Consider the following 19,839-nt stretch of genomic DNA (forward strand, 5'->3'; position numbering starts at 1 on the left):
TACGACTCGCCGAGCCGCGTCAGCGCACACTGACCCCGAGGTCGCCCAGTGAGCCGAGGGCGCCCGGCACCGACGTGCGGACGGCGACGGAGCCGTAGGGCGTGCGGAGCCTGAGCCAGGTTCCGCAGGAGAGGAGCGCGGTGTCGTCGGCGGCCGTGCCCGGGCGGAGGAAGCCGAGGGACTGGGCCGCGTGCAGGGCCCGTACCGGCAGCCGGGTGGGAGCGACCTCGCGGGACCAGATGGCGTGGCCGATGCGGTCGAGTTCCGGGCGGGTCCGCAGCTCCGGCGCCAGCTCGGCCGTACGGCTGCGGAACTCGGCGACGGCGGACGCTACCGCCGCCCGCAGCGCGTCCGGGCCGGGCAGGCCCGGCTCGGTACGCCAGCCGCCGCGCGGGGGCAGCAGCCCGGCCCACGGCGGCCCGGTGACCGCGCCCGGCACGGCGGCCGTGGCCGCGCGCTCGTCCACGGACTCCAGCAGCTCGCCGGCGGAGACGGTCACGTCGAGGGTGACGTCGAGCCCGTTCTCGTACGGCTTCGCCAGCCGGACCGCGCGGACGGCGAGCACCTCGAAGGACGGCGGGCGCCCGAACACGGCGAGCGCGGTGCCGGCGGCCTGGAGCCGTACGGCCGCGGAACGGTCGTAGTGGAGCAGCCGGGAGAGGAAGGCCGCGAGGTCGGCGGCCTCCGTCTCGTCGGTGAGGTGGAGCACCGTCATGCGGCGACGGCCTCTTCGCCGACACCGTCGGCGGTGTCCTCGCGGTCGTCGCGGTAGGTGCCGAGGAACTCGCGCTCCTCGGCGGTGATCCGGCGCGGCCGCTGCGCCTCGAAGTCGAACGGCACGATGACGGTCGAGGCGCGGACGTAGACCAGGTCGCCGTCCTTCACCTCGTAGGTGAGGGTGAAGGAGGCGGCCTTGATCTCGGTGACCCACAGCTCGATGTCCACCGGCTCGTGGCGGTGGACGAGCTGCCGCTTGTAGTCGATCTCGTGGCGCGCCACGACCGACCCCTGCTGGAAGTCCTTGTCCGGCCGGAACAGGAAGTCGATACGGGCTTCCTCCAGGTAGCGGAGGAAGACCACGTTGTTGACGTGGCCGTACGCGTCCATGTCCGCCCAGCGCAGCGGGCAGCGGTAGGTGTGGCGCATGTGCGAGATCAGCCCCGGGTCAGCTTCTTGTAGGTGGCGCGGTGCGGGCGGGCCGCGTCCGGGCCGAGCCGCTCGATCTTGTTCTTCTCGTACGACTCGAAGTTGCCCTCGAACCAGAACCACTTGGAGTCACCCTCGTAGGCGAGGATGTGCGTGGCGACCCGGTCCAGGAACCAGCGGTCGTGGGAGACGACGACGGCGCAGCCGGGGAACTCCAGCAGCGCGTTCTCCAGGCTGGAGAGCGTCTCCACGTCGAGGTCGTTGGTCGGCTCGTCGAGGAGCAGCAGGTTGCCGCCCTGCTTGAGGGTGAGCGCGAGGTTGAGGCGGTTGCGCTCACCGCCGGAGAGCACGCCGGCCGGCTTCTGCTGGTCCGGTCCCTTGAACCCGAAGGCGGACACGTACGCCCGGCTCGGCATCTCGACCTGTCCGACGTTGATGTAGTCCAGCTCGTCGGAGACGACGGCCCACAGCGTCTTCTTGGGGTCGATGTGCTCGCGGCTCTGGTCGACGTAGGAGATCTTGACGGTCTCGCCGACCTTGATGCTGCCGGTGTCAGGGGTCTCGAAGCCCTGGATCATCTTGAACAGCGTGGTCTTGCCGGCGCCGTTGGGGCCGATGACCCCGACGATCCCGTTGCGCGGCAGCGTGAAGGAGAGATCCTCGATGAGGACCTTCTCCCCGAAGGCCTTGTTCAGCTTGTCGACCTCGACGACGACGCTGCCCAGGCGGGGGCCCGGCGGGATCTGGATCTCCTCGAAGTCCAGCTTCCGCATCTTGTCGGCCTCGGCGGCCATCTCCTCGTAGCGGGCGAGGCGCGCCTTGGACTTGGCCTGGCGCCCCTTGGCGTTGGACCGCACCCACTCCAGCTCTTCCTTGAGCCGCTTCTGCCGCTTGGCGTCCTTCTGGCCCTCGACCTTGAGACGAGTGGCCTTGGTCTCCAGGTACTTGGAGTAGTTGCCCTCGTAGCCGTGCAGCCGGCCGCGGTCGACCTCGCAGATCCAGCCGGCGACGTTGTCCAGGAAGTACCGGTCGTGGGTCACGGCCACGACGGTGCCCTCGTACTTGGCCAGGTGCTGCTCCAGCCAGTTCACGGACTCGGCGTCGAGGTGGTTGGTGGGCTCGTCGAGGAGCAGCAGGTCGGGCGCTTCCAGCAGCAGCTTGCACAGCGCCACGCGCCGCTTCTCACCGCCGGAGAGGTTGGTGACGGGCCAGTCGCCGGGCGGGCAGCCCAGGGCGTCCATGGCCTGCTCCAGCTGGGCGTCGAGGTCCCAGGCGTTGGCGTGGTCCAGCTCCTCCTGGAGCTTGCCCATCTCGTCGAGCAGCGCGTCGGAGTAGTCGGTCGCCATCAGCTCGGCGATCTCGTTGAACCGGTCGAGCTTGCCCTTGACCTCGGCGACGCCCTCCTGGACGTTCTCCAGGACCGTCTTCTCCTCGTTCAGCGGGGGCTCCTGCAGCAGGATGCCGACGCTGTAACCGGGCGACAGGAACGCGTCACCGTTGGAGGGCTGCTCCAGCCCCGCCATGATCTTCAGCACGGTCGACTTACCGGCGCCGTTCGGCCCGACGACGCCGATCTTGGCACCCGGGAGGAAGCTCAGGGTGACGTCGTCGAGGATCACCTTGTCGCCGTGCGCCTTGCGCGCCTTGCGCATGGTGTAAATGAACTCAGCCAAGAGAAACCGTCCGGCAGCTTGAATCTGGCAGTGGGCAGATACACCCCATCTTGCCTGACGGCCAGCCTCGGGTGGTAACCCGTTTGGTCTGGGGGCCGTGACCTGGGGTTTCGTGGCTCGCGGCGATGGCTCGTCTGCCGCTGTCGGTCGCCGTTGGGTGGCCTCGGGCACCCTCGGACGGCCCAGGGACGGACCAGGAAGCAGAGTCCCCGCCACCACCGCGCCGGGCTATCGTGCCGCTGTGACCAGCGCAGTAGAGCGCCCCATTCTCTTCCTCGACGTCGACGGTCCACTCATCCCGTTCGGGGCGTCGTACGGCTCCTCGTCGTCTTTCGATGAGGGGAACCCGCTGCTTGATCGACTCGATCCCGGAATCGGATCGCGTCTCCTCGCCCTGGGCTGCCCTCTCGTGTGGGCCACGACGTGGATGGAGGATGCGAACGAGGCCGTCGCTCCGCGCCTGGGACTGCCGAAGCTGCCCGTGTTGGAGTGGCCCGACACCGGCGCCGACGACGGACCACGGGGCCTGCACTGGAAGACCCGCCCCTTGGTCGAGTGGGCCAACGGTCGACCGTTCATCTGGGTCGACGACGAAATCAGCGCCATGGATCGCTTGTGGGTCGATGCCCAACATCCTGGGCCGTCGCTGCTTCACCGCGTCGACCCGGCGCAAGGACTCGTAGACTCCGACTTCTCGGCGCTCGGCAATTGGCTCTCTGCTGAGAGCGCCGGCTAAGGGTTGATCGGGATCTCGTACACGATCTCGCTGTGGGCGGCGGGCACCACGATGTCCGCCATCTCGACGGGCCGTCCCTGATCGCTGTAGTACGTCCGCCGGATGTGCGTGACGAGCGCGGGCCTTCTGGATGCCGAGTATCGACGCCTCTTCCGCAGTCGCCTGCCTCGGCTCGGGCTGCTCCATGGCGTGGCTGACGGTGACGTCGATCGCGGCCATGCGGTTCACGACGCCCGCCCCTGCGCGTGGCCCTCCCTCCGGGAGGACGGTACTCGGGCTGAACTGAGTACGTGCGCTCTGGTCGGTGACGGGGTGAACGGAAACGCTTGGGCCATGGGACAAGGACTCAGGAAACCTGCTTTTCAGTTGTTGTCGATCCTTCTGCTGGCCGGAGTGTCACTGGCGGGGTGGGCTGCCTGGCTGGGTTGGGACCAGCATCGTGACGTGCAGCCGGATGGCACTGAGACCGGTCCGTACGAGGCCTGGCAGGTGATCGGGCTGGTGCTGACGCTCTTGGCGCCGGTGTGCTGGGCGGCGTACCGGTCCTACGTCGCGGGCGCCGTGCTCGGCACCACGGCCGGCCTCACCATCGCCGCCTACTACGACTGGTCGGACGACTCCAGCGGCCTCTTCGTGATCGGCGTGGGGATGGTCATGATCGGCAGCCTCGTGGCGACCGCCGTCGTCTCCGCTGTGATGTCTTCCACGACCGCGCTGCCATGACGAAGGGAACGAGGGTCACCACTCTCATCGGCCGTCACCGCTCTCACCGACTGCCCGAGTGCCTGACTGTCCGACCGATCGCACTGATCATCAGACCATCGGCGGCTGCGCGGCTACTCTCCGATCATGCCCTTGCGACCTGATGAGTTCTACGACCACGCACGTGCAGCCGCGGACGAGGAGAGCCGGCTTCCGCTGGCGCGGATGACCGGCTGGGAGATCAGCCCGTTCGAGCCGAACGGCCTCCGCGTAGCGCCGCTGCGCCCGCCCGTGCTGCCGGAGCCGGAGCGGCACGGCGAGGACCCGGCGGATTGCGACGTGTGCCGCGCCCGGGACGAGGGCGTCTGGTTCAACGAACGCTGGCGCCTGTCCCGTATCAAGGGCGTCGGTGTGCCGCTGGTGCTGATGCTGCACTGCCGAGACCACCACGACATGGCGGACCTGCCCGACGAGATGGCAGCCGAGCTGGGCGTGCTCACCACGCACCTCGTCCGCCACATACAGGCACTGCCGCACATCTCCCGGGCCCACGTGTACCGGATCGGGGACGGCGCGGCACACCTGCACATCTGGTTCTTCGCCCGGCCCGAGGGTCAGACGCAGCTGTTCGGGTCCTGGCTGCCCGTCTGGGACGACCTGCTGCCGGAGTACCCGGCGGAGGTGGCCGACGCGGACGCGGCGATCGTGGCGGACGCCTTGATCGCCTCGCACGGCGGCCGTCGCTCGGCCACAGCCGATCAGCCGCCCGCCTGATCCAACCGCGGCCGTTGCCCGGACGTGGCGGAGCCCGGGAGTCGTATCCAGCTCCCGGGCCCCTGGGGATGCCACCCAATTGCGTACGCCGACGGCGTTCAAGAGGACGGATCAGTCATCACGCCGTCGTGTTCTTCCTTTGAACTACCGCACTGCGCAAGAGGTGGAGGCGAGAGTGCGACATGGCCGCGAACTCGGCGCGGGGTACGAAGCGGTGACGGCGGCGAGCGGGATCAGTTCGCCGACACGATGACCGTCACGGGAGACGGTGGATGCCTGTCCGCTCTGGACGGCATCCATGATCTCTTTGGAGCGGGTGCGCAGATCACGTTGAGTGATCTCCGGCTGTCCGGTCATGTTGTCCACGAATAGCGACGGCGCGCTACTCGGTGCCACAAGGTCATGCGCGACGCGGACGAGACAAGGCACTTGCCCTCACACCAGGTACCCGCGGAAGGGATGCAGGGGAGCTCGATTCCGGCGGGATCGTGGGGTGCAAGTTCACCCTGGCAGCGGGGGGCCACCCGCACGCGCGCGTGACGCCCACGAGCCAGGTGCTGGTTCCCGGTTAGGCAATTTTTCGTTATATGAGGTGCCTTAGGTGGCGAGTCGGACAAAGCAGTGCAGTTACGGACGTGAACATGCATATGTCCGACCCAGGCAGGCGCATTGGGCGTCTGCCTCGAAAGGAGCACGGAATGCGGGTTTCCCGTCTTGCCGCCACGCTGGGCGTCGCGGCCGCCCTCCTGATGGGCGGCGCCACCGGCGCCAGCGCCGCCACCGCGCCTTCGGTGGCATCTCATGCCACGCACGACCGTGGCGGCGACGACCACCACCGCGGCGACCGCTCGGGTCATCACCGCGGCGACCGCGACGACCACAGGCGCGGCGACCGCCACGACCGCTGGGGCCACCACCGCGGCGACCGGTGGGGTCATCACCGCGGCGACCGCGACGACCACAGGCGCGGCGACCGCCACGACCGCTGGGGCCACCACCGCGGCGACCACCGCTGATCGTCCTACTGGGGTGCCCTTCCGCTGCTGGGGAGGGCACCCCTTCCGCGTTTTCGGGCGCCTGGACATCGCTTTCCCCGCCCTCGGCGGCTCTGCTCCTGCGTCGACGGGCAGTTGCCGGCCTGAAGCGGCGGCTGGAAGCTGCGGGTGACCTCTCGGAGGAGGAGCCGGGCGCTGGCTGGTCTCCCGCCGGTCGAGTGCTTCGCCACGTACTCGACACGGCCACCCGCGAAAACCCGGTGACAGCCGGACGGCCCCGGAGTCCGCCCTTGATCGTCAGGAGGGCGTCCGGGGCTTCGTCGTGTCGGCCGCTCCTCGCCCCTACCAGCGAAAAGCCCTCCCGGAGGGAGGGCTGAGGCTGCGCGCCCCCGGCAGGACTCGAACCTGCGGCCAAGCGCTTAGAAGGCGCCTGCTCTATCCACTGAGCTACGGGGGCCCGGTGCGGGACAAGGATAAAGCTCCCCGTTCCTTGCCCCTGTCGCTTCGCCTCCGTGGCTCGATGTGGAGGTTCGGTGAAGCGGTCCTGATAATCGCAGGCAGGTACGAATCGTGCACCGCTTTTGGCCGTCGGCGCACCGGGTGTTGTGCACTCGTTATGCCTTGACTGTGCCCGCGTCCCAGTCATCCCTTCCGCCCGTTGTGTCCCGTCGGCGCGCAGACATGTCTATATGCTTCAGAATTCCCCTAAAATTGGGCATTCTTCGCATGTGGTGACCTTGGACGTACGGCCTCAGCTGCTCGACACGCTCTCCGCCCTGCGCGACCGTGTCGCCGCCGCGCGCTTTCCGCTGCCCCTCGCGGGCGCCCCACGCGCGCGTGCCAATCGCGACGAACTCCTCGCTCAGCTCGACGACTACCTGGTGCCGCGGCTGCGGCAACCCCACGCGCCCCTGCTGGCCGTCGTGGGCGGCTCCACCGGCGCGGGCAAGTCGACGCTCGTCAACTCACTGGTGGGGCGCCGCGTCAGCGAGGCGGGGGTGCTGCGGCCGACCACCCGGACGCCGGTTCTGGTCTGCCATCCGGAGGACCATCACTGGTTCAGCGACCAGCGGGTGCTGCCCGGCCTCACCCGCGCGTGGGTGCCCCATCAGGACCCCGCCGACGACCTGCTGCTGCCGCCCGGTGAGGACCCCACGCGCGTGCTGCGCCTGGAGACTGCGGACACCCTGCCGCGCGGAGTCGCGCTGCTCGACGCCCCCGACATCGACTCGCTCGTCGCCGACAACCGGGTCCTCGCCGCCGAGCTGATCTGCGCCGCCGACATCTGGATCATGGTGACCACGGCCGCCCGTTACGCCGACGCGGTCCCCTGGCACCTGCTGCGCACCGCCAAGGAGTACGACGCCTCGCTCGTCACGGTCCTCGACCGCGTGCCGCACCAGGTCGTCTCCGAGGTCTCCCGGCAGTACGGCGCCCTGCTCACCAAGGCCGGCCTGGGCGACGTACCCCGGTTCACGGTGCCCGAGCTGCCCGAGTCGGCCTGGGGCGCGGGCCTGCTGCCCGCCACCGCCGTCGCCCCGCTGCGGAGCTGGCTGGTGCACCACGCCCACGACACCGCCTCCCGCAATTACGTCATGGCCCGCACGGTGCACGGCCTGCTCGACTCGCTCAAGTCCCGCATGCCCGAGCTCGCCGGCGCCACCGCCGCCCAGTACTCGGCCGCGCTGCGCCTCACCTCCGCCGTCGACAGCGCCTACGACGCCGAGCACGCACGCGTGCGTGGCCGGCTCCAGAACGGGGCCGTGCTCGCCGGGGACGCGCTCAAGCGCTGGCGGGCCTACCCCCTGGACTGCACCGCGGGAGAGCTGCTGAACGCCCTTGTGGGCAGCCTGTCCGCGCTGCTGCTGTGCTCGGTCACGGCGGCCGACGAGCGCGTCGACGACGCGTGGCGCCGCGAGCCCGCCGCCAGCACCGCGGGCCTCACCGACCGGGACCAGTCCCTGGAACAGGCCGAACACCGCATCGGTCTCGCCGTCCGGCGATGGCGGCGCGAGCTGGAGGAGTACGCCGAGGACGAGGTACGCCGGCTGGACCGGAGCGTCGCCCCGGACGCCGAGGTGGTCGCCGCGCTCGTCGCCACCGCGCTGCTCGGCGGGCGCCGCACCCGGAACGCGGGCGAACGGCTCGGCGAACGCATCGGCGCCAACGGGGCGCTACGGCTGCGCGAGCGGGCCGGACGGCTCCTCGACGACTACGTGGACCGCGTCATGCACATCGAACGCGAGCGGCGCCTCGCCCCGCTCGACGCCCTCGACGTCCACCCGGAACCGCAGGCCGAACTCATCGCCGCGCTGTCCGTACTGCTGAAGGAGAGGTGACCGGTGACCGCCGTCACTGACCAGGACCACACGGACCAGATGGACCAGATGGGTCAGATCGATCACATGGATCACACGGATCACAGGGACCACAGCAATCACACCGATCACCTGCCGGACGCCGAGCGCGACGAGCACGACCACGTCGGCCGTGAGCACGTCGAGCGCACGGATCTCATCAGCCTCACCCGTCGAGCGGACGATGAGGGGGAGGAAGAAGCCTCCAGTGAGAGCGGGCGGAGCCTCCTCCTGGAGGATGCCGAGCCCGTCGACGGCTCCGCTGACGACGGCGACGACTCCGCCCGCGTGACCGCCTCCGCCAAGGCTGACGCTGCCGCTGAGGCTGAGGCTGAGGTCTCGGACGCGGGCGACGCCGGTCAGGGCCCGGAGGAGGGTCCCGAGCGCGAGAGCGGCGAGCCCACCGCGCGCGAGGCGGACGAGGACGCCGACGCCGGCGCCGACCCCGTTCCCGCGCAGAAGACCGGCGACGACAGCGAGAGCGCGCCCCACACGCGTGTGAACCGCGTCAACGGAACCAAGGTGCTGCACGCGCGCGTGCCGGGCGACGAACACGGCCAGGGCCGCAAGGACCGCGAGGACCGCGAGGACCGCAAGGACCGCAAGGGCGGTCAGGACAACCGGGACGGCGAAGGCACCAAGACCCTCGGGGCCGGCAACGACGGCAGGCGCCCGGCCGCCGGCCGTCCCGGCACCGACAAGCCGGACATCCCCGACGCCACCCCCGACACCGCCTCCCCCACCCGCGACGCCCAGAGTCCCGACGAAGCCGGCGACCCCTGGGACGACGGCCTCATCGCGCGCCGCGTCACCGAGAACACCCCCGCCACCACGGCCGCCTCCGAGCGGGCCCTGGCGCAGGAGAAGCGGCGCGTGGACTCCCGTACCCCCGCCCCGCTGGCGTACGACGGCCCGTTGCGCTCCCGGCTGGACGCGCTGCGGGAACTCGTCGGCCTCTCCCGCACCCGGCTGGACAGCGCCACGCTCGCCGAGGCGGGCCGGGTCCTGGACGAGGCGGCCGCCCGGCGCAAGCTGTCCGGGCGGCACACCGTCGTCGCCATCGCGGGCGCCACCGGCAGCGGCAAGTCGCAGCTGTTCAACGCGCTCGCCGGGGTGGCCATCTCGGAGACCGGGGTACGGCGCCCGACCACCGCAGCGCCGATCGCGTGCAGTTGGAGCGACGGCGCGGCGAGCCTCATCGACCGGCTCGGCATCCCGGGACGACTGCGCCGGCGGCCGCTGCAGAGCCCGGAGGCCGAGGAGCAGTTGCGCGGGCTCGTCCTGGTCGACCTGCCCGACCACGACTCGGCGGCCGTGCAGCACCGCGAGCAGGTGGACCGGGTGCTGCGGCTGGTGGACGCCGTGATCTGGGTCGTCGACCCCGAGAAGTACGCCGACGCCGTCCTGCACGAGCGCTACCTGCGGCCCATGGCCGGGCACGCGGAGGTCATGTTCGTCGTGCTGAACCAGGTCGACCGGCTGCCCGAAGAAGCCGCCGACCAGGTCCTGGACGATCTGCGCCGGCTGCTCGACGAGGACGGCGTGGCGCTCGGCGAGCACGGGGAGCCGGGCGCGACCGTGCTGGCGCTGTCCGCGCTCACCGGCGAGGGCGTCGGAGAACTGCGCGACTCGCTCAGCCACTTCGTGACGGAGCGCGGCGCGGCGGGCCGCCGTATCGCCGCCGACGTGGACGCCGCCGCGGCCGGCCTGCGGCCCGTGTACGCGGCGGGCCGGCGCATCGGTCTCAGCGAGGACGCCCGGGAGGAGTTCTCCGCACGGCTCGCCGACGCGGTCGGCGCGAGGGCGGCCGGTGACGCCGCCGAACGGGCCTGGCTGCGCAACGCCAACCGGGCCTGCGGCACGCCCTGGCTGCGGCTGTGGCGCTGGTACCAGAACCGCGGGGAACCCTCGACGGGCCGGATGGCGCTGCGGACGCAGACCGACGAGGAGGCCACGGCACGCCAGCGCGTGGAGCAGGCGGTCCGTACGGTGTCGGAGCGGGCCTCGGCGGGGCTGCCCGCGCCGTGGGCGCAGGCGGTGCGCGAGGCCGCCGTGCGGGGCTCCCTGGGCCTGTCGGAGGCGCTGGACGAGCTGGCGTCGCGGGCCGGGCTGCCGCCGGGGCGGCCGCCCCGACCGGGCTGGTGGCCCGCGGCGGTGCTGGTCCAGGCGTCGATGACGCTGCTGCAGATCGTGGGCGGGTTGTGGCTGGCCGGCCAGATCGCCGGGATCATGGCGCCGAACCTGTGGGTGCCGGTGCTGCTGATGGTGGCGGGCATCGTCGGCGGGCCGTTGGTGGAGTGGGGCTGCCGGATGGTGGCCCGGGGGCCGGCACGGCGCTACGGGCTGGAGGCGGAACGCCGGTTGCGGGAGGCCGCCGCGAGTTGCGGGCGGGCCCGGGTGCTGGATCCGGTGGCGGCGGAGCTGTTGCGGTACCGGGAGGTCCGGGAGCAGTACGGGCGGGTGGTCCAGGCCGGGTGAGACGGCTCCCGCACCAGGCATGACGGGGGGGTGGGTGAGAGGGCGTCAGGCCCTGATCACTCGTTCGGGTGGCGGGGTTTTCCACAGATGAGGAGTGGTCCACAGGGCTCAGCGGGCTCGGCCCGACGGAGGCAGTCTGGTCCCACGGCGATCGCGCCGCCGGTTCGCAAGAACTTCGCGAGTGGTTCGCGAGCAGTTCGCGACAAGGCGAGCCGGCGGCGTTCGCGATCGGCGGGGCGTGCGGTGGCGTACGGCGACGTACGCGGCGGCACGACGGAGACGGCAGCCGTACGGGACGGGCCCGTACGCGTGTCCGCCCGGCCGGAAGGGGCCGGGCGAGGGAGGGGTACGGACGATGAACGAGACCGTGGTCTGTGTGGCGGGAAACGTGGCGACGCGGCCGGTGTACCGGGAGTCGGCGGCGGGACCGTCGGCCCGATTCCGGCTGGCGGCGACCGCGCGCTACTGGGACCGGGAGAAGAACACCTGGACGGACGGGCACACCAACTTCTTCACGGTGTGGGCCAACCGGCAGCTCGCGGTGAACCTGATGGCCTCGGTGGAGGTGGGGCACCCCGTCGTCGTGCAGGGACGGCTGAAGGTGCGCTCGGAGATGCGGGACGGGCAGCCGACCTGGACGTCGGCCGACATCGACGCGGTCGCGATCGGCCACGACCTGGCGCGCGGCACGGCGGTGTTCCGCCGCGCGGCCAGGCCGGAGGCACCGACGGAGTCACCGGCGACGGCGACCCGTCCGGAGCCGAACTGGGAGACCCCACCGCCGACGCCGGCCCCGGACACCGAACAGGAGCAGGGGCGGGATCGGGAGAGGGAGCGCGAGCGAGAGCAGGATCAACCGCAGCGTGAGCCAGCAGCAGTGACATGACGTCAGGGAGTGGCGAGGGGGGTGGAGAGGGGGCTGCGGGCAAGGCAGCGACACCAGCGACACCCTTCCCGTACCCCCGCCCCTCCGCATCCACCCCAACGGGACTTATCGGCGCACGCCTGGCGAACGCACCCCGCTCACCAGTGGATTTGTCGACAAGTCACAGCTCAAGTGCGGGCGCCGGGATAACGATTCCGGATCGGATCGCCCGTCGGACGATCTGACCGGCAAGGCGCGTCCGCGTGATCATAGGATGCCGGGCGTGCCCCTCGGGGCCGCCGATTCTGCTGGTGGGACCGTCCCCCACGTCCAACGGGTCCTGCTCGAAGGGGAATTCTGTGCTTGCTGCGTTCTCTGGGCTCTCCCGGCCCGCCGGAGTGACCCGGCTCGCCGCGGTGACGCTGGTGTCCGGCCTCGCGGCGGCGGGCGTGCTGTCCGGTGCCGGTACGGCCCTCGCCGACGGGATCCCGCAGCCCCAGACCCAGGACGGGGCGACGGCCACCATCAACGGCCTGAAGACGTACGGCGAGGCCGTGATCCACCAGGACGGCGGCGACCAGCGGGTGGCCGCGGGCCTGTTCGAGATGTCCGTGGACGGCGGCGGCACCCTGCAGACGTACTGCGTCGATCTGCGCAACCCGACGCAGCGCGACGCCAGGTACCACGAGACGCCGTGGAGCGGCACCTCCCTGGGCGCCAACAAGGACGCGGGCCGGATCCGCTGGATCCTGCAGCACTCCTACCCGCAGGTCAACGATCTCGCCGCCCTGGCCCGGAAGGCGGGCGCGCGCGGCCTGACCGAGCAGGACGCGGCGGCCGGCACCCAGGTGGCTATCTGGCGCTACTCGGACCATGCGAAGGTCGACGCCGTCGACCCGCGGGCCGAGAAGCTCGCCGACTACCTGGAGCGGAGCGCCCGCGGCGGCGCCGAGCCCCGGGCATCGCTGACGCTGGAGCCGCCCGCGGTGTCCGGCCGTCCGGGTGATCTGCTCGGCCCGGTGACCGTGCACACCAACGCGCGCGGTGTGACGGTGATCCCGCCGGCCGACGCGGCCACCAGCGGGGTGCGGATCATCGACAAGACCGGCAAGGTCCTCACGTCGGTGAAGGACGGCAGCGAGCTGTACTTCGACGTGCCGGAGGACGCGGCGGACGGGACGGCCCAGCTGACGGTGCAGGCGTCGACGACCGTTCCGGTGGGACGCGCCTTCACCGCCGAGAGCCGCAGCCAGACGCAGATCCTGGCCGGCTCCAGCGAGTCCACCGTGTCCGCGACGACAACGGCCACCTGGGCCTCGAAGGGGGCCATACCGGCCCTGTCGGCCCGGAAGGACTGTGCCAGGGGCGGGGTGGACATCACCGCCGTCAACAAGGGCGACCAGCCCTTCACCTTCGACCTGATGGGCACCGAGCACACCATCCCGGCCGCCGCATCCCGTACGGTGACCATCCCGCTCCAGGAGGACCAGCCCTACGACTTCACGATCACCGGTCCCAACGGCTTCAGCCGGCGTTTCACCGGGGTCCTCGACTGCCGGACGCAGGGCGCGATCACGGGTGAGAGCACCCAGATCCTCAGCGAGCCCAGCCCCGCGACGGTGGGCGGCAATGCGGCCACCGGCACCAACCTCGCCGACACGGGCGGCTCCGCGATCACCCCGCTGATCACCGGCCTGGCCATCGGCCTGGTCGTGATCGGGGGCGGGGTCCTGGTGCTGCTGCGGAAGAAGGAGCAGGCCGGGCCGGGCGCCTGACGGCAAGTAGGGCGCGGGGGCCCACGCCCCTCAGGCAGCGCCCCCGCCCTTCGCGGGCGCCGTGCTGGCCCGGGCGACGAGTTGCGGCTCCACCGAGGCCGGCTCGGGCAGCGCGCCCGGTTCGGCGATGAGGCGCAGCAGATGGGCCACGGCGAGGGCGCCCATGCGGGCGAACGGCTGGGCGACCGTGGTCAGGGACGGCGAGCAGTACTCGGCCAGTTCGATGTCGTCCACTCCGACGACGGAGATGTCCTCCGGCACCCGCCGGCCCAGCTCGTGCAGCGCCCTGATGACGCCGAAGGCCATCTCGTCGCTGGCGACGAACACGGCGGTCACGTCCGGGATGCGGGCGAGGACGAGTCCGTTGCGGTAACCCGAGCCGGGTGACCAGTCCCCCTCCAGAGGCGGCGGTACCGGACGCCCCGCTTCCTCCAGCGTGCTGCGCCAGCCCTCCCGCCGGGCCGCCGCCTCCAGCCACTCCTCGGGGCCCGCGACGTGCCAGACCGTGTCGTGGCCCAGGTCGAGGAGGTGCTGCGTGGCGAGCCGGGCGGCCAGCGTCTGGTCGATGGCCACCACCTCGGTGGCGTCGGTGCGCGAGCCGTCGATCGTGATGGTGGGGGTGGCCCGGGTGAGCTGCTCTATCCGGGGGCTGGTGTGGATGAGGGGGACGGAGAGGATGATCCCTTCGGCACCCTGGTCGGCCAGCCGGGACAGGGCCCCCTCGATGGCGGAGGTGTCGAGTGAGGTCGTGGTCGCCGTGCTGACCGTGTACCCGGCGGCCTGGGCCGCGTGCTCGATGCCGGAGGTGACCGCGGCCCGCGAGTAGAAGTTCGTCTGGAGAGTCACCACGCCGATCGTGCGGCTGCGCCCCGAGGAGAGCATGCGGGCCGCGTTGTTGCGGCGGTAGCCGAGCTGGTCCACCGCCGCCAGGACCTTGGCGCGCGTCTTGTCCTGCACGTTGGGATGGTCGGACAGCACGCGGGACACGGTCTGCGCCGACACACCTGCGACCCGTGCCACGTCGGCCATGCCCGGCGGCCGCTCGACGCCGGCCTTCTGCTTCGCCATGAGTTCCTTCCTCCTCGCGGGCACCGATGATATCGCCCACAGCCCTGCCGGCACGCTGTTCACGCAGCCCCGAAGCAAGAGCGAACACCCTATTGGCATCGATAACATTCTCTGCCATAGTTTCGGCCAACAGCGCGCCGGCCCACCTGCTCGGGCCCAGTGCCGCATGCCGCGCACGCGGCCTCGCGGAGGCCTCTCCTCCGCTCCACCCAGCCTCAGGAGGAGCTGTGAAGCGTTCCATCATGCGCGTTGCCGGTATCGCGGGTGCCGCGGGACTGGCCCTGGCCGCCACGGGGTGTTCCGGCTCCGGGTCGGGATCGACGTCGTCGTCCGGCAAGTCATCGATCACATTCTGGGGGTGGGCGCCGGGCTACTCGGACGCCGTCGCCGCGTTCAACAAGAGCCACCCGGGCCTCCACGTCGACTACCAGGAAGTGCAGCCGGGCGCCAAGGGCGGCTACCAGAAGATGCTCAACGCGGTGAAGGCCGGCAACGCCCCCTGTCTCGCCCAGGTCGGCTACGAGACCCTGCCCAGCTTCGCCGCCCAGGGCGCGCTGTCGGACGTGACCAAGTACGCCACCGCGGACCGGGGCGACTACCAGCCGGCGGCGTGGAAGTCGGTGACCTTGGGCGGCGCGGTCTACGGCGCTCCCGTGGACACCGGGCCGATGGCGCTGTTCTACAACAAGAAGGTGTTCGGCTCGCTCGGCCTGAAGCCACCCACGACCTGGGCCGAGTACCAGGCCGACGCCAAGAAGATCCACGCCTCCGACCCGCACCGGTACATCTCCTCGCCGTACCTGGACTACGACTACGCGGGCCTCGCCTGGCAGGCCGGCGCCGGCTGGTTCGGGATCAAGGGCGACGCCTGGCAGGTCAGCATGGACTCGCAGGCCAACAACAAGGTCGCCGGTTACTGGCAGGGGCTGGCCGACAAGGGGCTGATCAGCAGCGCGCCCATGTACGACCAGGCCTGGTACAAGGGGCTCGGCAACGGTGACATCGCCACCGTCGTGGGCGCGGTCTGGCAGGCCGGTGTCATCAAGGGCGGCGCGAAGAACGGCTCCGGCCAGTGGGCCGTGGCGCCGCTGCCGCAGTGGACCGACGGGGCGCGGCAGGCCGGCAACGCCGGTGGGTCCTCCACCGCGGTCCTCAAGGGCTGCGACGACCCGAAGGGCGCCTGGGAGTTCGCGCACTGGCTCGGCACCGACCGCTCCGCGTTCGGCGGACTGGTCGAGAAGGCCGCGCTGTACCCCGCCGCCAAGAGCCTGCTGGACCTGCCGCAACTGAAGGGCGGCGACGCGTACTTCGGCGGACAGAAGATCTACGACGTCTTCGCCGCGGCGTCCGCGCACGTCAACGCCGACTGGACGTGGGGCCCGCTGATGACGAAGACGGCCGCCGACCTCGACGACGGCCTGGGCAAGGCGTGGGCCGGAAAGGGCACGATCGCCGGCGCGCTGCACACGGCGCAGGCCCAGACGGTCGGCGAGATGAAGAAGCAGGGCCTGAAGATCACCGGATGACCGGGCGACCCCGGCCGGAGAGTCACCCCCGGCGCCACCCAGCCACAGTGAGGAACGAGTCCGTGACCAACGCAACCGCTCCGGCGGCGGCCCGGGGCCGGAGCCGCCCGGCCGGCGCCCCGACACCGGCCCCGGCCCCGTCACCGCCGCGCGCGCTGACGCCCCGGCGCCGTCTGCGCCCCCTGCTGTTCTGCGCCCCGTTCATCGCGCTGTTCCTGGCGATGTACGTCGCGCCCATCGGCTACGCGGCGGTCAGCAGCCTGTACACCGTGCACCGGTCGGGGCTCGGCCTCACCGCGCCCACCAAGGTGTTCGACCCCCTCGGCAACTACGCGCGGGCGCTGGAGGACGGCGCGTTCCTGTCCTCGCTGGGTCGGGTGGCGCTGTTCGGCGGGGTCCAGGTGCCGGTGATGCTGGGCGCGGCCCTCGTCCTGGCGCTGCTGATCGACTCCAAGTCGGCGCGCGGCAAGGGCTTCTTCCGGCTGTCGAGCTTCCTGCCGTACGCGATCCCCGGGGTGAGCGCGGCGCTGGTCTGGTCGTTCATGTACTCGGCGCAGTCGAGCCCGATCAACCGGCTGCTGCACCCGTTCGGCGCCTCGATCCCGTTCTTCGACAGCGATCTGGTGCTGTGGTCGGTGGCCAACATCGTGACGTGGAGCTGGGCCGGCTACAACATGATCATCATCTATGCCGCGCTGCAGTCGATCCCCGCGGAGGTGCTGGAGGCCGCCCGGATGGACGGCGCGTCGGCCCTGCGCGTCGCCTGGAGCGTCAAGATCCCCTTCGTGCGCGGGGCGCTGGTGCTGACCACGGTGTTCTCCATCATCGGTTCGGCGCAGCTGTACAACGAGCCGACGGTCCTGCTGCCGGTGTCGGGCGGCTCGGTGTCCTCCACGTTCACGCCGATCATGTCGGCGCAGAGCGCGGTCGCGGCCGGCAACTACCCGTACGCGGCCGCCCAGTCCGTGCTGCTGGCACTGCTGGTGGGTGGCGTGTCCTTCGTGTTCTTCCGACTGACCGGACGGGAGGAGCGGGCATGAGCGCGATCACCACGAAGGCACGCCCCGCCCGGACGCGCCGGGACGGCGGTGCGACGAGCCGGATCACGGTCATGGCGTTGCTGGGGCTGTCGGCCTGCTACTTCCTCTTCCCGCTGTGGTGGCTGCTGGTGTCGTCCACCAAGCCGTTCGGCGAGCAGTTCTCCGGCAGCGGCCTGTGGTTCCACGGCTTCGGGCTGTTCGGCAACATCGCGAGGCTGAGCGGCCAGGACGGCGGCATCTTCTGGCGCTGGATGCTCAACAGCGTGCTGTACTGCGGGATCGGCGCGCTGCTCGGCACGGCGTTCTCGGCACTCGCGGGGTACGCCCTCGCCAAGTACGACTTCCCCGGCCGCGGCGCGATCTTCGGCGCGGTGCTGGCGGCCGTACTCGTGCCCAAGGTGCTGTTCACGCTGCCGCTGTACCTGATGTTCTCCGGTGTCCGTCTGATCGACAATCCGCTGGCGGTGCTGCTGCCGAGCGTGGTCAGCCCGTTCGGCGTCTACCTCTCCCGGGTGTTCGCCGCGCAGACCGTGCCGGACGAGGTGCTGGAGGCCGGCCGGCTGGACGGCGCGGGCGAGCTGCGCATCTTCCGGGTCATCGGCGTACGGATGATGCTGCCCGCGCTGGTGACGATCTTCCTGTTCCAGTTCGTGGAGATCTGGAACAACTACCTGCTTCCGGCGATGGTCCTCGGCGACGACCGCCTGCAGCCGGTCACGGTCGGCCTGGTCGGCTGGAACGCCAGCCATGTGGCGGTGCCTCCCCCGCTGGTGGTCATCGGTTCCCTGGTGTCCGTCGTACCGCTTCTGATCGCCTTCCTCGCACTCCAGCGGTTCTGGCGTGCGGGCATGACCGCCGGAGCCGTCAAGTGACCTTGTCCCTGCCACGTCCCGCGGCCGCCACCCGGCCCGCCCTGACCTTCTCCGACGGGACTCTCCGGCGCGACGGCCGCACCCACCGGGTGCTCTCCGGTTCCCTGCACTACTTCCGGGTCCACCCCGAGCAGTGGCCGGACCGGCTGCAGCGGCTGGCGGCCCTCGGCCTGAACACCGTGGACACGTACGTGCCGTGGAACTTCCACGAGCGCGCCCCGGGCGACGTCCGCTTCGACGGCTGGCGCGACCTGACCCGGTTCGTGCGGCTGGCCGACGAAGCGGGGCTGGACGTCATCGTCCGGCCGGGGCCGTACATCTGCGCCGAATGGGACAACGGCGGTCTGCCCGTCTGGCTCACCGGCATCCCGGGCATGCGGCCGCGCAGCTCCCACGGACCGTTCCTGGAGGCCGTCGGGCACTGGTTCGACGCGCTGGTCCCGCGGCTCGCCGCGCTGCAGGCGGCCCGGGGCGGCCCGGTCGTGGCCGTGCAGATCGAGAACGAGTACGGCAGTTACGGCGACGACCACACCTACCTCGCCTGGGTCCGGGACGCGCTCGTGGAGCGGGGCGTGACCGAGCTGCTGTACACGGCCGACGGCCCGACCCCGCTGATGCTGGACGGGGGCACGGTGCCCGGTGAGCTGGCGGCCGTGACCTTCGGGTCACGGCCGGAACAGGCCGCCGCGCTGCTGCGCTCGCGCCGGCACGGCGAGCCCTTCTTCTGCGCCGAGTTCTGGAACGGCTGGTTCGACCACTGGGGCGAGAAACACCACGTCCGGCCGGCGGCCGGCGCCGCCGAGGGCGTCGGCGCGATCCTCCGGTCGGGCGGCTCGGTGAGCCTGTACATGGCGCACGGCGGAACGAACTTCGGGCTGTGGGCCGGCGCCAACCACGACGGCGAGACGATCCAGCCAACCGTCACCAGCTACGACTCGGACGCCCCGATCGCCGAACACGGGGCGCTCACCGAGAAGTTCCACGCGGTGCGCGAGCAGCTCGCCGCGCTGGCCGGGGCACCCGTCACCCGTCCGCTGCCCGCCGACCCGCCCCTGCTCGCGCCCCGCGACCTGCCGGTCACCCGACGGGCGGCCCTGCTGACGGCGCTGCGGTCGGTGACCGAACCGGTCCGGGCGGCGGCGCCGCTGAGCTTCGAGGAACTCGGTCAGTCGTCCGGGCTGGTGCTGTACGCCGCGGAACCGTTGCTGCCGCCGGGCCGGCACGAGGTGACGGTGACCGGACTGCACGACCGGGCACAGGTGTTCGCCGACGGCGCCCCCGTCGCCGTACTGGACCGGGAGACCGCCTCGTTCGCCCTGGCCGGCCGGGGTGAGCGGGTGCGTCTCGAACTGCTGGTGGAGAACCAGGGCCGGATCAACTACGGGCCCCTGCTGGGGCAGGGCAAGGGCATCCTCGGCGGGGTGCGGGTGGACCGCCGCCTGGTGCACAACTGGACGATGTACCGGCTGCCGCTCGACGAGTGGAGCGGGCCGGACACCGCCCGCGCCGCGACGGCCGCGCCCTGCGACGGCCGCGCGGGCTTCGCCACGGCACCGCTGACCCTGGACGAGCCCGCCGACACCTTCCTCGGCCTGCCCGGCTTCGCCAAGGGCTTCGTCTGGGTCAACGACACCCTGCTCGGACGCTACTGGGAGATCGGCCCGCAGACCACGCTGTACGTCCCGGGCCCGCTGCTGCGCCGGGGCGAGAACACGCTGACCGTGCTGGAGCTCGAACGGTTCGGGGACCGGCTCACCCTGCACGACCGGCCGGCCCTCGGACCGCCGGAGGAGTACATCGAGACCTTCGACTGACCACCCGGACCCACCTGG

The 19,839-nt window shown here is 71.3% G+C and carries 16 protein-coding genes, 1 tRNA gene and 2 pseudogenes; 12 read left to right on the plus strand and 7 right to left on the minus strand.

Translation table 11 applies throughout. The annotated features are described in order from the left end of the window. Window positions 1–19: 19 nt before the first annotated feature. The 3 genes from ABZ854_RS06590 to ettA are packed head-to-tail and all read right to left on the minus strand — an operon-like array spanning window position 20 to window position 2,819. The gene (locus ABZ854_RS06590) at window positions 20–715 is read right to left on the minus strand and encodes a hypothetical protein (protein ID WP_361205277.1); all 696 of its coding nucleotides are present in this window, start codon (window positions 713–715) and stop codon (window positions 20–22) included. After that, the gene (locus tag ABZ854_RS06595) at window positions 712–1,146 is read right to left on the minus strand and encodes a thioesterase family protein (RefSeq protein WP_361205280.1); all 435 of its coding nucleotides are present in this window, start codon (window positions 1,144–1,146) and stop codon (window positions 712–714) included. Before ABZ854_RS06595 ends, ABZ854_RS06590 begins: the two co-directional genes overlap by 4 nt. A gap of 8 nt (window positions 1,147–1,154) precedes the next feature. Further along, on the minus strand, window positions 1,155–2,819 hold the full coding sequence (gene ettA, locus ABZ854_RS06600) for an energy-dependent translational throttle protein EttA (RefSeq protein WP_361205283.1): 1,665 nt from the start codon (window positions 2,817–2,819) through the stop codon (window positions 1,155–1,157). A gap of 241 nt (window positions 2,820–3,060) precedes the next feature. Between ettA and ABZ854_RS06605 the strand changes: the two genes are divergently transcribed. After that, the gene (locus ABZ854_RS06605) at window positions 3,061–3,555 is read left to right on the plus strand and encodes an HAD domain-containing protein (RefSeq protein WP_361205286.1); all 495 of its coding nucleotides are present in this window, start codon (window positions 3,061–3,063) and stop codon (window positions 3,553–3,555) included. Here ABZ854_RS06605 and ABZ854_RS06610 read toward each other — a convergent pair. Beyond that, window positions 3,552–3,822, minus strand: a pseudogene (locus tag ABZ854_RS06610) (UTRA domain-containing protein); the annotation flags it as partial. The gene ABZ854_RS06605 and the pseudogene ABZ854_RS06610 overlap by 4 nt on opposite strands. 66 nt (window positions 3,823–3,888) lie before the next feature. Between ABZ854_RS06610 and ABZ854_RS06615 the strand changes: the two are divergent. Both ABZ854_RS06615 and ABZ854_RS06620 read left to right on the plus strand, forming a co-directional pair. Continuing rightward, on the plus strand, window positions 3,889–4,278 hold the full coding sequence (locus ABZ854_RS06615; protein ID WP_361205289.1) for a hypothetical protein: 390 nt from the start codon (window positions 3,889–3,891) through the stop codon (window positions 4,276–4,278). 126 nt (window positions 4,279–4,404) lie between these two features. After that, window positions 4,405–5,031, plus strand: a complete 627-nt coding sequence (locus tag ABZ854_RS06620) for a hypothetical protein (RefSeq protein WP_361205292.1) — start codon at window positions 4,405–4,407, stop codon at window positions 5,029–5,031. A gap of 178 nt (window positions 5,032–5,209) precedes the next feature. Here ABZ854_RS06620 and ABZ854_RS06625 read toward each other — a convergent pair. Further along, window positions 5,210–5,388, minus strand: a pseudogene (locus ABZ854_RS06625) (prevent-host-death protein); the annotation flags it as partial. 341 nt (window positions 5,389–5,729) lie between these two features. On the opposite strand from ABZ854_RS06625, the gene ABZ854_RS06630 reads away from it, so the two are divergent. Further along, entirely contained in the window at window positions 5,730–6,047 is a 318-nt protein-coding gene (locus ABZ854_RS06630) for a hypothetical protein (RefSeq protein WP_361205295.1), read from the plus strand. Window positions 6,048–6,410: 363 nt separating this feature from the next. Here the strand turns inward: ABZ854_RS06630 and ABZ854_RS06635 are convergent. After that, window positions 6,411–6,483: transfer RNA gene (locus ABZ854_RS06635), tRNA-Arg, on the minus strand. A 271-nt stretch (window positions 6,484–6,754) separates the two neighbouring features. Here ABZ854_RS06635 and ABZ854_RS06640 point away from each other — a divergent pair. The 4 genes from ABZ854_RS06640 to ABZ854_RS06655 all read left to right on the plus strand — a co-directional run bounded on the left by ABZ854_RS06640 (window position 6,755) and on the right by ABZ854_RS06655 (window position 13,501). Then, window positions 6,755–8,365 (plus strand): dynamin family protein, encoded by a 1,611-nt coding sequence (locus ABZ854_RS06640; protein ID WP_361205298.1) that lies wholly within the window; start codon window positions 6,755–6,757, stop codon window positions 8,363–8,365. 3 nt (window positions 8,366–8,368) lie between these two features. Beyond that, window positions 8,369–10,861, plus strand: a complete 2,493-nt coding sequence (locus ABZ854_RS06645) for a GTPase (RefSeq protein ID WP_361205301.1) — start codon at window positions 8,369–8,371, stop codon at window positions 10,859–10,861. A gap of 355 nt (window positions 10,862–11,216) precedes the next feature. Continuing rightward, window positions 11,217–11,747, plus strand: a complete 531-nt coding sequence (locus ABZ854_RS06650; RefSeq protein WP_361205304.1) for a single-stranded DNA-binding protein — start codon at window positions 11,217–11,219, stop codon at window positions 11,745–11,747. Between the two features lie 338 nt (window positions 11,748–12,085). After that, window positions 12,086–13,501, plus strand: coding sequence for a TQXA domain-containing protein (locus ABZ854_RS06655; protein ID WP_361205307.1), 1,416 nt, complete (start codon window positions 12,086–12,088; stop codon window positions 13,499–13,501). 30 nt (window positions 13,502–13,531) lie between these two features. Here ABZ854_RS06655 and ABZ854_RS06660 read toward each other — a convergent pair whose 3' ends face one another. After that, a complete protein-coding gene (locus tag ABZ854_RS06660; protein ID WP_361205310.1) occupies window positions 13,532–14,569 on the minus strand; it encodes a LacI family DNA-binding transcriptional regulator in 1,038 nt (345 codons plus the stop codon). Window positions 14,570–14,796: 227 nt separating this feature from the next. On the opposite strand from ABZ854_RS06660, the gene ABZ854_RS06665 reads away from it, so the two are divergent. The 4 genes from ABZ854_RS06665 (at window position 14,797) to ABZ854_RS06680 (ending at window position 19,821) form a co-directional block, all read left to right on the plus strand. Further along, the gene (locus tag ABZ854_RS06665; protein WP_361205313.1) at window positions 14,797–16,095 is read left to right on the plus strand and encodes a sugar ABC transporter substrate-binding protein; all 1,299 of its coding nucleotides are present in this window, start codon (window positions 14,797–14,799) and stop codon (window positions 16,093–16,095) included. 221 nt (window positions 16,096–16,316) lie between these two features. Then, on the plus strand, window positions 16,317–17,135 hold the full coding sequence (locus ABZ854_RS06670; RefSeq protein WP_361205720.1) for a sugar ABC transporter permease: 819 nt from the start codon (window positions 16,317–16,319) through the stop codon (window positions 17,133–17,135). Continuing rightward, window positions 17,132–18,007, plus strand: coding sequence for a carbohydrate ABC transporter permease (locus ABZ854_RS06675; protein ID WP_361205316.1), 876 nt, complete (start codon window positions 17,132–17,134; stop codon window positions 18,005–18,007). The genes ABZ854_RS06670 and ABZ854_RS06675 overlap by 4 nt, the downstream gene beginning before the upstream one ends. Continuing rightward, window positions 18,004–19,821, plus strand: coding sequence for a glycoside hydrolase family 35 protein (locus tag ABZ854_RS06680; RefSeq protein WP_361205319.1), 1,818 nt, complete (start codon window positions 18,004–18,006; stop codon window positions 19,819–19,821). Before ABZ854_RS06675 ends, ABZ854_RS06680 begins: the two co-directional genes overlap by 4 nt. Window positions 19,822–19,839 lie beyond the last annotated feature (18 nt).

This window comes from Streptomyces sp. NPDC047028 (assembly GCF_040644095.1).
GTDB lineage: Bacteria > Actinomycetota > Actinomycetes > Streptomycetales > Streptomycetaceae > Streptomyces.